Here is a 15,730-nt window from a genome sequence, read left to right as displayed (position 1 = left end):
ATAAAAATGCTGATTACTTTTTTATAAGGGAGTCGGGAGTCGGGAGTCGGGAGTCGGGAGTCGGGAGTCGGGAGTCGGGAGTAAGCCTAAGAAAATTGAATGTACCTCATAAGTATGATCAACGCTATAGTCTATTTTATTCATTTGTTTTTTCCCACTTATTAATCAAACCTTATTAATTAATAAGCTTGGATTCCAAGTTGACTATTTACAATTAACAAGCAAGCCATCCAAACTAACCAATTAATAATCCCTACTCCCCAATTAAATCAATCACGGCATTTAACAAAGAATCATCATGGAAACTACTCTTGGTTAGATAATAATCTGCGCCAGCTTCCAAACCTTGAATACGGTCTTGTTCCCGGTCTTTATAGGAAATAATAATCACAGGGATTGATTTTAATTTATCATGGCTTTTAATATGGCTGACTAGCTCAATGCCGTTCATGCGGGGCATATCAATATCACTAATAACTAAATCATAAGGGTTGGTACGAACAGCGTTCCAACCATCCATGCCATTAACAGCTATTTCCACCTCATAACCTTGGTTTTCCAGTAACTTACGTTCCATTTGCCGCACGGTAATGGAATCATCAACTACTAGAATTCGTTTCCGCTGTTGGATATCAGTATCATCAGTATCAGCACTGACTTGGTTCAACTGGCGGCTATTGAGTAGATTATCAATGGAGCGCACTAAATCTGACACATCCACAATTAGAATCGGCGAACCGTCTCCCATCAAAGCAGCAGCATTGATATCCTGAACTTTGCCCAGCCTCGGATCTAATGGTCGAACCACCAAATCCCGTTCACCTAAAAATTTATCAACTACTAATCCAAAACGATTCGATTGGTCACTGATGATCACGACTGGTAGGGTTTCATATTTGATATAAGAGTCATCTAACTCCAAGACTTGGTGGGCAGCTACCAGTCCAATGTTTTCATCATTAAGGGTAAAATATTGCCGGTTTTCTACTACAGAAATTTCTTTTTTATCTACCATGAAAATTTGGTCAATTCGTGCTAGCGGAAACGCATAAGGTTCACCATATATATCCACTAATAGGGTACGAATAACTGATAGAGTCAGAGGCAATTGGAAGTGGAAACTCGTTCCTTGTCCTAGCTTAGAGGTAGCTCGCAGGGTGCCACCTACCTCTTGTGCCATACTCTTGGCAATATCTAAACCAACCCCACGACCAGAAATTTCGGTTACCTGCTTAGCAGTAGAAAATCCCGGCAAAAATAGAAACTCCATCAGCTCATGTTCAGCTAGCTGGCTTGCCATCTCTGGGGTGATCATTTTTTTGCGGACAATTTTTTCCCGCAATTTCTCTGGATCTATGCCTTTGCCATCGTCAGCAACAGTAATCGATAACATCCCACCACGATGAACAGCTTCCAGTCGCACTGTGCCTTGGGCTGGTTTCCCCATTGCTACACGCTCTTGGGGAGGTTCAATACCATGGTCTACAGAGTTACGCAAAATATGAGTCAGTGGTGCTTCTAGTTTCTGTAAAATATCTCGATCTACTGCCGTAGATTTGCCAGTAATGTCTAATTTAACTTGTTTATTCAGCTTTCTGGCTATATCCCTAATCATCCGAGGAAAACTCTGTACCCCATCAGCAAAAGGACGCATATGAGACGCAATCACTTCTCGGTAAAGACGATCCGAAAGATTAGCAGTGCGACGAGCATACAGTTCCAGTTCACTCATGCGATCGCCTAAAATTTCTCGACATTCCTGTTCCTTTTGTCGAGCGACTTTCAGATATTCCTCCCCCACTTGATTGACCTGGGATATTGCTAAAGCATCCTGTAATTTTTCCAGGATCTTCGATAATTCCATTTGATGTTTCTTGAGGGTCATCAAAGAATCAGCAAACGGTTGTAGCCAATTCGCCTCCACTAGGGATTCACCAGCTAAACCCATTAAGCTATTTAAGTTTTCAGCACTGACTCGCACAACTCTCTCTTTAGCTTCCGGCTTTTTGGCACTATCCAAAGCCATCGATGGTTGCTCAGTTAAATCATTTTTTGGGGTAGATGAGGATTGATTGTCTTTGGCAGCCACTGGGGTTTGAGGCTTGTGGCTAACAGTCTGCTCCAAGGGTTGACTTTCAATCTCTATCGTGGTCTTGTCAGACTCCTGACTAGGTACTTGAGGGGGAGAATCGGTTTGAGCCTGGTGAGTTACTACCTGATCAATATTTTGTTGATCTAGATGGTGCTGATCAACAGTTTGCTGATGAGTCTCTATGGCTGTATTCGTAGTATCGAGAGTGGAAACTTCGGAAGGATCATCTATAGCGCTTAGTTTTTCCGACTTCTGTGGCCCGGAGGTACTAGGGGCAGGAGATGGAGATGGCTGTTGTGGGGAGGAGGGTGCAGATTCTGGTGCGAGAATTTTAGCGATCGCAATACTCTGACCTTCAATGGCTTGCCCATGTTCAGACAACCATTGGTCTAAATTCACTTCATCAACTTGGCTGATTTGTTGGAGGAAATCGACACCTTGCAGCAAGACATCAATGTGATCTGCCTTGAGGGTAATGGTTTTATTCATAGCTGCCACAAAGCAATCCTCCATAGTATGAGCGATGTTAACGGCAGCATCAATTTGGACAATCCGGGCAGCACCTTTAATGGAATGGGCTGCACGCATTAGGGATTCCAGTTCTTGGCTGGAGGAAGGATTACTTTCCAGAGCCAATAAATTGTCATTTAATATCGTTGCTTGGCTTTCCACCTCCATGCGGAATAAATCCAACATGGAGAAATTGCTCATATCTTGTCCGCTGTCTGTCATAGGATTTTAGAGTTTAGAGTTTGGATTTATGATATTTTTTAAGCATTCAGCGGTCAGCGGTCAGCGGTCAGCCGTCAGTTTATTTTATTCAAAAGCTGTTCGCACCTCAAGTAGCGTGGCCATAGACCCAAAGCTGATAGCTCATAGCTGATAGCTGATAGCTGATAGCTCATAGCTGATAGCTGATAGCTGATAGCTGATAGCTGATAGCTGATAGCTCATAGCTGATAGCTCATAGCTGACGCCTGAATACCTACATAGATAGCACTTGACCCCCATCACCCCATTGGATTACATAATCTTCCGATTGAGGGTGTAAAACAATAACTCATCGTCCAAGTAATTCACCTTTTTATCCTGCCAGATAATTATCCATTTTGTATAAGTATCTGTAGCTTTAGAAATAACCGCTGGTGCATCGAGTAATTCATTAGTATGAAACCGTTGAACACTAAAAATTTCATCAACGGGAAAGACCCATCGGTTGCTCTCAATTTCCACAACCACCATCCGTTGATACATGACAGGACTCACATTCGTTTTGGATTTTCGAGTTAGGGGCTGTTGGATTTTGGATTGCTCGGAACCTGAGTTAGCAGGATTATCTTCCAAACCCAGGAGATTGCTGAGGGAAACGCACATTAGGATTTCCCCACGAATATTCACGATTCCCAGTAATATCTCGTTGCTGCGGTGGGGGATGGTGTGGATAACACAAGGCTGGGTTACTTCTTTGAATAACTTTGCCGACAATGCCAACCATTCTACTCCTAGCCTAAAGATAATTACCGATATGGTTTCCCCTAGTTGTGTCAGAGCACTTTCACCTTGTGGGACAGATTGGGAAACCAGTAAGTTAGTCCATTCATTAATGTAACCTGGAGGCGGTTCACGTTCAAGCAAGCCGCGCCCTGCTAAAGAATAAACCGGACAGTTGCGGCAATGAATGAAGGTTTTTAGTTCTGGGCAGGAGCGATCGCCTGTCACTCCGATTTGGTTCCAACAATCGTTAAAACTTGGTTTATTACTTGTATAAATTGACATTATGTTTGTTTTTAGTATAGTTTATAAACAAAAATTATTATGCTAGTTTAAGCATCTAAAATTAATAATTAAAAAATTGGATATTATCTAACTCTAATTGAGTAATTTCCTTAGTTAATGAACAGTTGAGCAACGCTATATTTACGATAGTCTTCTAGGAAGATACAGTATTTCCAATACTATCCCTCCAATTCCAATTTCATCCTTCATTCTTGATTGGCTAGGTAATGTCAACCTCTTGGTGCGAATTCCCTAGCGCTCCCACGAAAGCGCGGGGTCGCACCGCTATTGACCGTTAGTTTAGGATATTGAGGTAGAAAATCACGGGATAGTTATCGTTGAAGGTTTTGAGTTTGACATAGTAAGTTCGGCAGAGCCAGTTTTCCGTGATTAAAAAGCTGAAGGCACCTCAAGTAGCGTGGCCATTCGCGTAGCGTGGCCTTTTGGCCAAGGCCAAGGCTGACGGCTTACTTCTAAACTTGGAACGCCGAAACTTCTGTTTGTAATCCTTGGGCAGTATTATCTAATCGTTCCAGAGCATGATTCGTATCTCTTAGAGAATCAGCCGTTTGTTGTGATGCTTCACTTAATTGAACCATCGCCTCGCTGATTTGTTGAGCACTTTTCGATTGGTTTTCCACACGTTGGTTTACCATCTCAAACTGGGGGGTCAGGCTCTGCACTTGCTCAATCACTTTAGCAATTTGTTCACTAATCTTGCCGACATTTTCGACACTATTGCTGACATCTTTGCTAAATTTATCCATTTCCATCACCCCAGTTGACACCGCCGCTTGCATCTCTTTTACCATGGTCTCAATTTCTAAGGTAGCTACTGCCGTTTGGTCAGCTAGCCGCCGAATTTCCCGAGCCACAACCGCAAAACCCGCCCCATACTCTCCCGCTTTCTCCGCTTCAATGGCAGCGTTGAGGGATAGTAAATTAGTCTGATCCGCCACTTTAGTAATAGTGGTGACAACGCTACTGATATTATTGGCTTTTTCATTCATCACCCCCAGTTTCGCAGAAATAGAACTAGTAGCATTGGCCAAGTGACGCATGGTATTTTCCATACGCATCAGGTCTTGTTGACCATGGCTAGCGCTATCAGCAGTAATTTGAGACAGCTGAGCGACTTGCTCCATAGTTCTAACTAATTCCCCAGAGGTATTGGCAATTTCTTGAGCTGTGGTTGTCACCTCGTTGGTGGAGGCTAATTGTTCGGTCATGGTTGCTTCTAATTGCTTACCAGAGGCCGCAATTTGGGTGGTGGAGCTAGTCATTTGGATCCCAGACTGCTGCACCTTATAGATTAATGAATTGAGGTTTTCAGTCATGGTCTGCAAGGCACCAAGTACTTGTCCAATCTCATCTTGATCTTTAGAGACTTCAATTGCCTGGGTTAAATCCCCAGCAGACAGCCTTTCGGTTGCTCCTAGCAATCTAGTTATCTTGCTTCGTAGCGGCAAAGTAACCCATATACCCATAAGGATAGTCAGTATTATCGATAATGTAGTGCCAACCAAAACCACATTCATTAGCCAGCGCTGTTGTTCCTGGAATTGTCTGACCCCTTCCGTCATGAGAGCTTCTGCCCGTTGGATCATCTGCACCCTGTTCTTATCAACATTTTCAGCATTAATTGACTTAACTAAAGCAGTCGCATCAGGCATATTGGCTGAATCTACGAGTCGGAAAACCTGTTGAGATAATTGATGTATTTTCTCCCCTTCTGCAATGTAATTCTCCAAAAGTTGTCGTTGTAGAGTGTCTTGAGTTTGCTCCTTGAGCGCTGAACTATATTGACGGAAACTTTGATAGCCCTCTTGATAGGATTGCTTATAACGTACCTCTGCAGGAGAAATAACATAGGCTCGGACACTGCGCACCATTTTCGTAAGCCCATGAGCAATCAGGTTGACTTCTATGGGGCAGCCTCTTTGTCCTAGGATTGAAGAAGTGGTCGCAATTTGAGATTCAAATTCAAACGTTCTCATCGCGCTTGAATAAACAATTGCTCCTAATCCAATCATACAAATAATCGGAATTGAAGAGCCTAAAAAAATTCGGTGATTAATTTTTGTAAACATCTCGATATACTCTATAATTTATACTGGTTGACTTGGAAATTATAAAATCTAAATTATTTTCGTCCATCGTAAAAAAATCATATGAATTATATCATGTTCCTTACATTGCCCATACTAAAAAATATATCAAGTCCGGTTAATTACTTATAAACTAGTTTCAATGATATATAGTTTAAACCTATAATTTAGGATTGCCATGACGGAGCAAATATAATTGTAGGGTCTCGCTTCCGATCCTACTACTCGGCTTTTCTAAACTTGGAAAACCGAAACTTCTGTTTGTAATCCTTGGGCAGTATCATCCAATCGTTCCAGAGCATTATTCGTATCTCTTAGAGAGTCAGCCGTTTGTTGTGATGCTTCGCTTAATTGAACCATCGCCTCGCTGATTTGTTGAGCACTTTCCGATTGGTTTTCCACACGTTTATTTGCCATCTCAAACTGGGGAGTCAGGCTCTGCACTTGCTCAATTACTTTAGCAATTTGTTCACTAATCTTGCCGACATTTTCTACACTAGTACTGACATCTTTGCTAAATTTATCCATTTCCATCACCCCAGTTGACACCGCTGATTGCATCTCTTTTACCATGGTCTCAATTTCTAGAGTAGCCACTGCCGTTTGGTCAGCTAGCCGCCGAATTTCCCTAGCCACAACCGCAAAACCCGCCCCATACTCTCCTGCTTTCTCCGCTTCAATGGCAGCGTTGAGGGATAGTAAATTAGTCTGATCCGCTACTTTAGTAATAGTGGTTACAACGCTACTGATATTATTGGCTTTTTCATTCATCACCCCCAGTTTGGCAGAAATAGAACTAGTAGCATTGGCTAAGTGACGCATGGTACTTTCCATACGCATCAGGTCTTGTTGACCATGGCTAGCGCTATCAGCAGTAATTTGAGACAGCTGAGCGACTTGCTCCATAGTTTTAACTAATTCCCCAGAGGTATTGGCAATTTCTTGAGCTGTGCTTGTCACCTCGTTGGTGGAGGCTAATTGTTCGGTCATGGTTGCTTCTAATTGCTTACCAGAGGCAGCAATTTGGGTGGTGGAGCTAGTCATTTGGATACCAGACTGTTGCACCTTATAGATCAATGAATTGAGGTTTTCAGTCATCTTTTTGAGAGATGCCAGTAATTGTCCAATCTCATCCGTTGAGGTAATTTCCACCTTGGTACTCAGATTACCAGCCGAAACTTCTTCTGCTATATCTACTGCTTTGTTTAACGAATTAACGATATCCCGGGTGACAAAAATTCCAAAACCTAGAGTAGCCCCAATGATAAAAATGAAAGCAATCAGTACGATGTTGATGGTACGTTGTTGGTCTTCTTTAGCAATATTGGCTGAGTTTTGAGATAATGTAATGGCTTGCCGCAATAGACTCCTCATTTCTGCTTTAAGTTCTTCTGCGGACTTTTGCATCCGTTCTGCAGCAAATTCCGCTTGATCGGGTTGATTTTTAACAATTAAACTGAACGCTTCCTCAGATTTATTGCCATAACTATCATGCATTATTTTATATAAATCTAATTCAGATTTTAAATCTGACCAGTATTCTTTTTGCTGATTACTTAAGGCTTTTTGGATTTCACGTTTGAGGATGTTATCAACTTTTCTAAGAGCGTCGTCTACTAATCCATCCCTTCGCTTGAACTCCCCTCTGGCTTCACTAAAGGTGTTTCTAGCAGTGGCGCTTTCTGCATATCGGGAATTAAATCGAAAGGCCCGTTCAAAATTAACCGCCTGAGCAAGTTGACTTTCTTGCATTTCTGTCATGTGCTGAATTAGGGGGAGATCTTCTTCAGCTATCTTACCGATTTCAGCCGCTAATTTTGACAGTTCTATCCAGGTAATTCCCCCTCCTAAAAGTATGGTAAAACTAGAAAATATTAGTAGACCTAGTAGTTTAGTTGCAATTTTCATTTAATTCCAGGTAGCCCCCGTTGCTATTTACTCTTCAGGTTTTGTAGTCGTTGAATTCGCTGTCGGATTAGAGTAGCTTTAGCCAGCTCCCCACGATGTTCTTGAAGTAAAGCCAGATGAAAGAGTGCTTCGTAGTAATTCGGTTTCAGGTAAACCGCTTTCTGGAAGCATTGCTCAGCCTGCTCGTCATTGCCCAAGGCCTGATGGACTTCTCCGAGTAACACATAAGCCTCAGCACTAGTCAAATTTTGACTTAGGTAAGTTTGGCACAGTGTCGCCGCTTCCTCCAAACTTCCTTGATTGGCTAATCTCCTGGCTTTTTCAAGCAAGGATTCTTGTCCCTTTTCAAGCTCCCTTTGTAAACAGGACTGTTTGATTGCTTTAGACTGTCGATTAACCAGGGCAGAAGGGGAAGATGATGTTGTTTGGTCTTCCTGGTTTTGCCCCTTGTGCTTTTCCTGTATTGGATACAGAGAATGGATCAGCGTCACTGGGGACTTATGAGTCGGGAGTGACGATGAGGTTTCCCAATTTCTCCTGCGCCCCTGTTGAGAGTCCCTGGTCTGGCCTTCTCCAAGATGTTTCACCTTCTGATAGGCAAAAGCAAAGGGATAGCGAACGGACACAAATCGATTGGTAGTTATTACTCCTGTTTCAGCAGACCCCACAAACAGCAAACCTTTAGGCATTAATAAGCGATCTAAGAGTTCTATAGCACGGAAGCGGGCAGATTTATCTAAATAAATCAATAAATTGCGGCAGAATATAATGTCATAGTTGCTCTGAGGCTTGCCCAAGGGCTCTAGGATGTTACCATGCTTGAAATTAACCGTATTCCGCACCAACTGACATAATTCATAACCATCTGCTGTTTGCTTAAAATAGCGTTTTCGTTGCTGTAGCTGGTTGCCCCGAAAGGAATTCCTGCTGTAGAGAGCACGTCGAGCTTTGCGCAATGCTTCCTTGTTGATATCAATGGCATCGACCCGAAACTGATTAGGAGTCAAACCCGCATCCAGCAAGGTCATAGCAATGGAGTAAGGTTCTTCTCCAGTAGAACAGGGTATACTTAACACCCGCAGGATGGGGTGGTTGGGTTTGGGCAACCACTCAGATATGACGTAACGACTCAGAAACGCAAAGGGTTTTCTGTCCCGGAAAAACCAAGTCTCTAGGACAACGACCGTTTCAATCAGTGCTTCGAGTTCTTGAGGTGAGGTTTGCAGTTGCTGCAGATACGTTTGCTGATCCGGTAAGCCACAAGCCAATCTTCTGGTTTCTATCGCTCTAGCAATCTGTCTAGACCCAATAGTACTGCCATCCAAACCGATTTTCTTTCTCAGCAAAGCCTCGATAGTCGCCTGAATCATTACTATTAGTTCTTAGTTGTTAGTTAGTTGGTAGTTTTTGATTTTCTGCTCCAGTCATGCCTAGGACTATTATTTCCTGGTAAAATCCGGCATGTACTAGCAAAACCTGTAAGGGAGTAGCCAAAAAATAAAATACCAGATTTTAGCTTGTAGGGTGGGCAAAAACATTTTGGTTCAAATGAGTCTTATAGATAAGATAACTTTGCCCACCCTACTTTAATTGGTATTTTTTTTACATGCAAGTCCCTAAGTGTATCCATCTTTTCGGTGTATTGCTGATATATCTTGAGATTTGCAACTTTTGTAGCCCTTGGTTCCTAGCGGGGTGAATCCAAAGCTTCCTTTGCTTCTAGGGGTAACTTTGCCTATTCCTAGTTTTTTATGCTTGGCTATGTCCCCAGTAACAAGCGCCTTTGATTGGTTTCAATGGGTTGTGTCTGATGGGGTAACCGTATTTGTTAAGTGCTGCTTTCTGTCTTCCTCCGGGTCCCTTGCAAGTGACTAACAGGGGTTGAGAGGTTCTCAAGACCAAGGTCTCAATATCCCCAACACAAGCGGCATCAATCCAGTGCTGCTTAGGCAGTCCTAGTTTCGTCCGGTTGTATTTGGTTTGCGCTCCCGTTCCTGTGACCACAAGCTTGATTGATCGAAGTACCTTCACTAACTTGTTGCGAGTCGTATTCACCGCTGCTGCATCCGGTAATGGTTGCTTGGCTTTAGTTTTGATTTTCTGAAGTAAATTTGGTTTCTTTTTCAGAAAATCTTCTATAGATTTATTACCTTTCCGTTGATTACATTTTTCACAGGCTAAGCAGAGATTACTTACTCGTTCGCGTAGCGTCGGCTTTGCCGAATTACTTCCCCCTTTAGATTTTGGGTGAATATGTTCAATTTGTAACGGGATGGACTGCTTGCCACAATAGGTGCATTCTCTTCCCCATTTCTCTAGCAAGTACTCTCTAACTTCATAGCCAGCTAGCTCTCCTTGCTGGTACTGAATGCCATTAATTTCAGGGTTTGGCATTTTTTGAGTGTCAAACTTAACTCTTTCGACCCAAATCTCATTGACCGGGCAAAATTTTATCAATCGTTTTACCCAAGTATGAATAGTCAAAATCCTGTGTTCTAAACTAGGTGGGAGCCAGCCGTCTTTTCGTCTACGGTTAAGGAATCTTGGTTTTCTGTAACGGGTGTGACGATTACGTCTTCCGCGCCTTACAGCCTTTCTATACTCTAGTTTTTTCTTGATCAATTCTCCTCTGTGCTCTAATTCCATTCCCCAGATCACCTGATTGTTTTGGACTAAGGCAAATCCAGTTGTCTTGCTACCAGGATCAATTTTAATGTGACATGGTAATACCACTGGATTATAGATCGCAGTTTTTAATATGATCGTGAAGGGATACATCCTAAAAACCGCCGCCTTACCTTTGTCTAGTAACCGACGAGCCTTCTTTGGGGAAATCGGGTTTAGTGGTCGTTTGTTTGTGTCAATAACAAGTACGTAATTTTGCATTGTTAAATGCCTCAAAACTGGTAATGTTTTCCTTGACAAGGTTGTAATGGCTTGTTGGGCTAACTACACATTTGCCTTTGTTTTAATAGTTAGCGATAGAGCCGGGAGCTGGAGGTCACTCCCGGGTATCATGACCAAAACAACGTAGGAACAAATCGCACCTTAGTCTGCATCCTAGCTGACAGTTCCCGGAGATTACCGGGAATTGCCTAGGCTTTGGCTAGGAGGTAATAAGTATATCTGTTGGGACTCCGATAACAAATACTCTAGCCGGATTCGTTGGATCATGCCTTTTTCATCCATAATCATTTCTCCTAAATAAGGAGCGTCATTCATTTGAACTCCGGCATCGACCAACTCAGTATCTGGTTTCTTTAAGGTTTCTGTGATTCGTTCTGACATCAAACCGAAGCAGTAATGAGTATTATTCTTAGCAACGTAATTGACCATTATAATCCGCGTGCTTAAGTGGGAGCGGCTGGGAGTACCTTGAATTAAATGGCACAGATCGATGACTGGCACAATTGCACCTCGGTAGTTAAACAAACCAGCCACATAGTCAGGAGCTTGGTGTATTTTTCGGAGGCTGACTCTGGGAATTACCTCCACGACCTGAGAACTATCCAGGGCATAAAGGTCATTTCCTACATAAAAAATCAACATTAACATCGGTTAATTGGTGGGAATTTATATAACGATCTTGCTAAGAGTATTGTTTTTAAGTGATAGGGGATAGTCTTTTCTTCTTTATTTAACATCATTGAGCCTCTAAATTTCTGAGTGCTCAAACCCCTAATTAGCTTTTCTGAACTAGATTATGAAGTAAATGTGAAATAATGGTCAAAATGTGAAAATAATCTGCTATTTATGAAAAAGTTATGAAAAAGTTATGAAAAAAATGTGAACTAAACCAGCCTAATACTTCCCCATCTACCTTAGTATCGCTCCTAGGTAGAGTGTCTCTACTTGTGTCCAAAATATGATCTAGGCGCAAAGAAAGCATTTGTACTGGGATATGTCCCTCAAATTAGCGAGTTTTTCTACCCATGCTTCCGTTGGACTTGGAGCAAGCAGATTGACCCTAGCCTTCTACACGCAATTACCCTCAGAATTCAAGACCTTCACTCTTAGTTCACGCTTCTAGGGGCTATAACTATTGCGTTGCAATGGTTTCAGGAGTTCGCCATCGTTTGCCCCCTCTTACCTGAAATCCATATCTGTCAAGGGATTTGAGCACTTAAGATTTACTTTATAAATTAGCTCTTACTCACATCTTGCACCATTCTCAATCAGCTTGGTTCATGTAGGGTGGGCAGTGCACCAGACAGATAATGAAGCTTGCAAAGCGCGTTGGTAGGCACTGCCCACCCTAAGATTAATCACTTTATAAATTAGCTCTTAAGTGCTTTAATTATATTAAACTTAACAGCTGATAGCTGATAGCTGATAGCTGATAGCTGATAGCTGATAGCTGATAGCTGACAATTTGATTGACTAATAAATAACTGAATTATGAAGTTGGTTTTTGAATGGCTGAGCAAAGTCTGGAACATCGTCTTAAAGGTGTTTACCACCAAGCTGTTTCAGCTGGGCACCCAAGAGTTGTCTCTGATTATGATAGTCCAACTCATAGTGATGGCTATCGTTACCTTATATATATCTCGTAAACTTCAGGACGTGATTAAGCGTCGGGTGCTAACTCGCTTCGGGTTAGATCGTGGGACTCGCGAAGCATTGTCCTCCCTGATCGGCTATGTTCTAACTGTCTTAGGATTTTTGATTGTTCTGCAAACGGCTGGGATTAACCTCAGTTCCCTGACTGTCTTTGCAGGGGCAATGGGTATTGGTTTAGGCTTCGGACTTCAGAATTTAACCGCCAACTTTATCAGTGGTCTGGCAATTCTGTTTGAAAAACCAATTAAGGTGGGAGACTATGTCAAAGTTGATGACCTGTCAGGAACTGTAGAAAAAATCTCGATTCGTTCCACCACTATCCGCACCAATGATGGGGTGTTTGTTATTGTTCCAAATACTAGTTTCCTGGAAAACAATGTGGTTAACTGGAGTTATCAAGATCCCAGAGCTCGGATCAGAATTCCTGTTGACGTTCCCGATGAAAGCGATCCAGTCATCGTCACAGAGGTACTGTTAGAAGCGGCTCGCAAAGAACCAGAAGTTTTACCATCTCCTGCTCCTGAAGTATATTTTAAAGGGTTTGGAGACGGCATGGATTTTGAACTCTTAGTATGGATCGACAATCCACCCAATATGGAATCAATTCAGAGTAGTTTGTATTATCTGATTGAGGAGGAACTTCGCGAACAGGGAATCGAGCACGCCGAGCCTCAGAGAGACCTGTATATCCGAAATCTGAAGGACTTAGAATTTCTGCTACAAAAACCTCAACAAACTGCCGCTGCTAACGGCTCATTATCTCATGAAGAACCCCTCTCTCAAAACGCTGTAGCCACTGCTAGAAAAAATAAAGTAAAAACTAACTCTAGAGGAAAATTGACCCTACGGGATCTCTTGCGCAAGGTGAGTTTCTTTGAAAAGTGTAGCGATAGCGAGCTGCGACATATAATTCAGCAAGGATATCGTCAAATGCTCAAAGCAGGGGATATAATCTGTGAAGAAAACGACCCAGGGGATTCATTTTATATTATTCTATCTGGCTTAGTTGAAGTTTTTGTGGAATCAATTGGAAAACGGGTTGCTACCCGCAAGCCAGGGGAATTTATTGGAGAGATGTCTTTGCTTATGGGTACCCCCCGTACGGCTACCCTTCGCGCCCTAGAAGACACGATTCTGTTTGTGGTAGACCGGGAAAATTTAAAGAGTCTTTTAGCAAAGCACAAAGATTTAGCTGACCAAATTTCCGAAGAATTATTCACACGTAAGGAGACCCTAGAGCAATTAGGAATAAAGGTAGGTGGAACAGAGGAAAAACAGACTGGTACCAATCAGATTCGCCAACGCCTTCAATCGCTCTTTGGGATTTGACAGGGTTGTTGGAATTGATTTTACAGCTGGGTTTCCAAGTTTGGGTGCATCTAGCTTTTGCAGAAAAAATTATATAGCGCTTTTTATCCTCATGAGGTACACATATTTTTTTACCTCTTCCCTGTTCCCTGTTCCCTGTTCCCTGTTCCCTCTTCCGAAGTCCCTGCTCCGAACGCGCCCCGCGTGGCCTACGGCCTCAGTCCCTGCTCCCTAAAACCAAAAAAATTGTACCTTACTAGATTAAAAACCGCTATAACACCCTTGAGGTAAGCATTAACAAAGTCGAAGTTTTCCTTGGGGTTCATGGTTTCTGAAAGGGTAGTGAAAGAGCGAATATCTGAGAACATGATCGCCATTTCTTTACTGACGTGATTCCCCAGCTCTACATCAAGAATAGTTTCTTTTTTAAGAAAGTTAAGATATTCAAAGGGAACAAATCGGCTATAGGACGTATTGGTTTTTTCTAATTGCTGGTGAGCTTCTCGCAAGAGTTTATGTTGTTTTTATAATTCCCGATAGGACTGTTTAGGTTGGTGGTGAAATTTTCATTCAAACTCCGACCCTCAGTCTGGATAATGGGGCAGTGATCACTGCTAAAAGTCAGAGTGATGCTTCAGCTGGTGAAATTAGCTTAGATGTGGACACCCTAGCATTAACCAATGGTGCTCAGATTTTTACCTCTAGCTTCAAGGGTGGTGATGCCGGTAGTATAGCAGAAGTCAAAAGTCAGAAGTCATTTGTCAGAAGTCAAACTCTTGCGCTTACAAAGGGTGTGAGACTAATGTCGATGTCCTAACTGCCCTGGCGACTGCTATATTACTATCAATGCTTCTGAAAACATCACTCTCTCTGGTATTGACCCTACCTACAACAAGCGATTAGCGAGAGTTGGACGAAACAGGATTGACCCAGATGGGCCAGCTAGTGCGATCGCATCTCAGGCAACCCAAACAGGCAAAGCGGGTTCCCTTAACCTGAATACCAAGACATTTAGCGCTAGCGATCGCGCATTGGTAACGGTCAGCAGTACAGGTACCGGTGTTGCTGGAACTTTGGACATCTCTGCTGATACCATCCAACTCGACAATGGTTTCCTCAATGCTAAAACCTCTGCTGGAGACCAAGGGAATATTACCCTCTCTAATGCGAAACTCATTGTATTACGGAACAACAGTGAGATAACGACTAATGCCAGGGATACTGCTACTGGTGGCAATATTACTATTACTACTGACTTTTTACTGACATCAAAGGGTAGTAAAATCAGTGCCAATGCCATTTTAGGCCGTGGGGGAAATATCACGATTTCGGCCATTGGAATTTTTAGCGATCGCACTAGTAAGATTACTGCGTCCTCCCAACTTGGTATTGATGGCAGCGTTACTCTCAATACTCCAGAGGTTAACCCCGCCCAAGCCTTAGACAAGCTACCTGTAGATGTAGTAGATACCAGCAATCAAATCATCACCGATTGTGCAGCAAACAGCGGCAATAGTTTTTTAGTTACCGGAAAAGGAGGAATCCCCGCTAACCCAGCTGGGGTGTTGCGGGGTCAAGTGGTGGTACCGGATTTGCGGCTGATGGTTGATCAAAGCAGTACACAATTAAGCAATAGGAGAAGAAGCCGGAGTTGGAGGAGAAGGAAATTAGGGTATAACAGCCCAGATCAGGCACAACCAATGACTAAAAAGAAATCACCTATCATTGAAGCCCAAGGATGGATAATTAATCAGCAGGGCATTGTGGAGTTAGTTCCTTATCCTGCCCAAGGTAACTATAGTAGTTGGAATAGTAGTTGGAATTATCCATGTTTTAGGAAGTAGGGAGTAGGGAGTCGGGAGTCGGGAGTCGGGAGTCGGGAGTCGGGAGTCGGGAGTCGGGAGTCGGGAGTCGGGAGTCGGGAGTCGGGAGGCGGGTGAAGAGTGTGGCAAGTGGGGAGAGGTCGGAAGAGCACAGG

General features: G+C 42.8%; 12 protein-coding genes and 1 pseudogene. 3 read left to right on the top strand and 10 right to left on the bottom strand.

Translation table 11 applies throughout. From position 1 onward, the window contains the following. Positions 1-21: 21 nt before the first annotated feature. From F6K37_RS05070 to F6K37_RS05030, 9 genes and pseudogenes are all read right to left on the bottom strand, one after another. A complete protein-coding gene (locus F6K37_RS05070; RefSeq protein WP_267872070.1) occupies positions 22-144 on the bottom strand; it encodes a hypothetical protein in 123 nt (40 codons plus the stop codon). A gap of 109 nt (positions 145-253) precedes the next feature. After that, complete coding sequence (locus F6K37_RS05065; RefSeq protein WP_287248638.1) at positions 254-2,824, bottom strand: hybrid sensor histidine kinase/response regulator; 2,571 nt, start codon at positions 2,822-2,824, stop codon at positions 254-256. A 141-nt stretch (positions 2,825-2,965) separates the two neighbouring features. After that, entirely contained in the window at positions 2,966-3,103 is a 138-nt protein-coding gene (locus F6K37_RS05060; RefSeq protein WP_287248636.1) for a hypothetical protein, read from the bottom strand. 12 nt (positions 3,104-3,115) lie between these two features. Beyond that, entirely contained in the window at positions 3,116-3,868 is a 753-nt protein-coding gene (locus F6K37_RS05055; RefSeq protein WP_008187552.1) for a chemotaxis protein CheW, read from the bottom strand. A 473-nt stretch (positions 3,869-4,341) separates the two neighbouring features. After that, entirely contained in the window at positions 4,342-5,958 is a 1,617-nt protein-coding gene (locus F6K37_RS05050; protein WP_008187549.1) for a methyl-accepting chemotaxis protein, read from the bottom strand. A 252-nt stretch (positions 5,959-6,210) separates the two neighbouring features. Further along, positions 6,211-7,884 carry a methyl-accepting chemotaxis protein gene (locus F6K37_RS05045; protein WP_287248632.1) on the bottom strand — a complete coding sequence of 558 codons (1,674 nt, stop codon included), beginning with the start codon at positions 7,882-7,884 and terminating at the stop codon, positions 6,211-6,213. A gap of 23 nt (positions 7,885-7,907) precedes the next feature. Further along, positions 7,908-9,254, bottom strand: coding sequence for a CheR family methyltransferase (locus tag F6K37_RS05040; protein ID WP_008187545.1), 1,347 nt, complete (start codon positions 9,252-9,254; stop codon positions 7,908-7,910). Between the two features lie 246 nt (positions 9,255-9,500). Then, positions 9,501-10,770: pseudogene (gene iscB, locus F6K37_RS05035) on the bottom strand (RNA-guided endonuclease IscB). A gap of 195 nt (positions 10,771-10,965) precedes the next feature. Beyond that, positions 10,966-11,439 (bottom strand): chemotaxis protein CheW, encoded by a 474-nt coding sequence (locus F6K37_RS05030; protein WP_044494127.1) that lies wholly within the window; start codon positions 11,437-11,439, stop codon positions 10,966-10,968. A gap of 843 nt (positions 11,440-12,282) precedes the next feature. Between F6K37_RS05030 and F6K37_RS05025 the strand changes: the two genes are divergently transcribed. Next, on the top strand, positions 12,283-13,773 hold the full coding sequence (locus F6K37_RS05025) for a mechanosensitive ion channel domain-containing protein (protein WP_287248628.1): 1,491 nt from the start codon (positions 12,283-12,285) through the stop codon (positions 13,771-13,773). A 188-nt stretch (positions 13,774-13,961) separates the two neighbouring features. Here F6K37_RS05025 and F6K37_RS05020 read toward each other — a convergent pair whose 3' ends face one another. Further along, positions 13,962-14,261, bottom strand: a complete 300-nt coding sequence (locus tag F6K37_RS05020) for an adenylate cyclase (RefSeq protein WP_008187535.1) — start codon at positions 14,259-14,261, stop codon at positions 13,962-13,964. Positions 14,262-14,356: 95 nt separating this feature from the next. Between F6K37_RS05020 and F6K37_RS05015 the strand changes: the two genes are divergently transcribed. Together F6K37_RS05015 and F6K37_RS05010 are read left to right on the top strand one after the other, a co-directional pair. Continuing rightward, positions 14,357-14,569, top strand: coding sequence for a hypothetical protein (locus F6K37_RS05015; RefSeq protein WP_008187534.1), 213 nt, complete (start codon positions 14,357-14,359; stop codon positions 14,567-14,569). 214 nt (positions 14,570-14,783) lie between these two features. Then, positions 14,784-15,596: an S-layer family protein gene (locus F6K37_RS05010; RefSeq protein ID WP_008187531.1), complete on the top strand. Its 813-nt coding sequence runs from the start codon at positions 14,784-14,786 to the stop codon at positions 15,594-15,596. Positions 15,597-15,730: the final 134 nt, after the last annotated feature.

The sequence above is a fragment of the Moorena sp. SIO4E2 genome, from assembly GCF_010671945.1.
Lineage (GTDB): Bacteria > Cyanobacteriota > Cyanobacteriia > Cyanobacteriales > Coleofasciculaceae > Moorena > Moorena producens.
The sequence above is the reverse complement of the archived record's forward strand: the minus strand, read 5'-3'. Positions and strand labels throughout refer to the sequence as shown.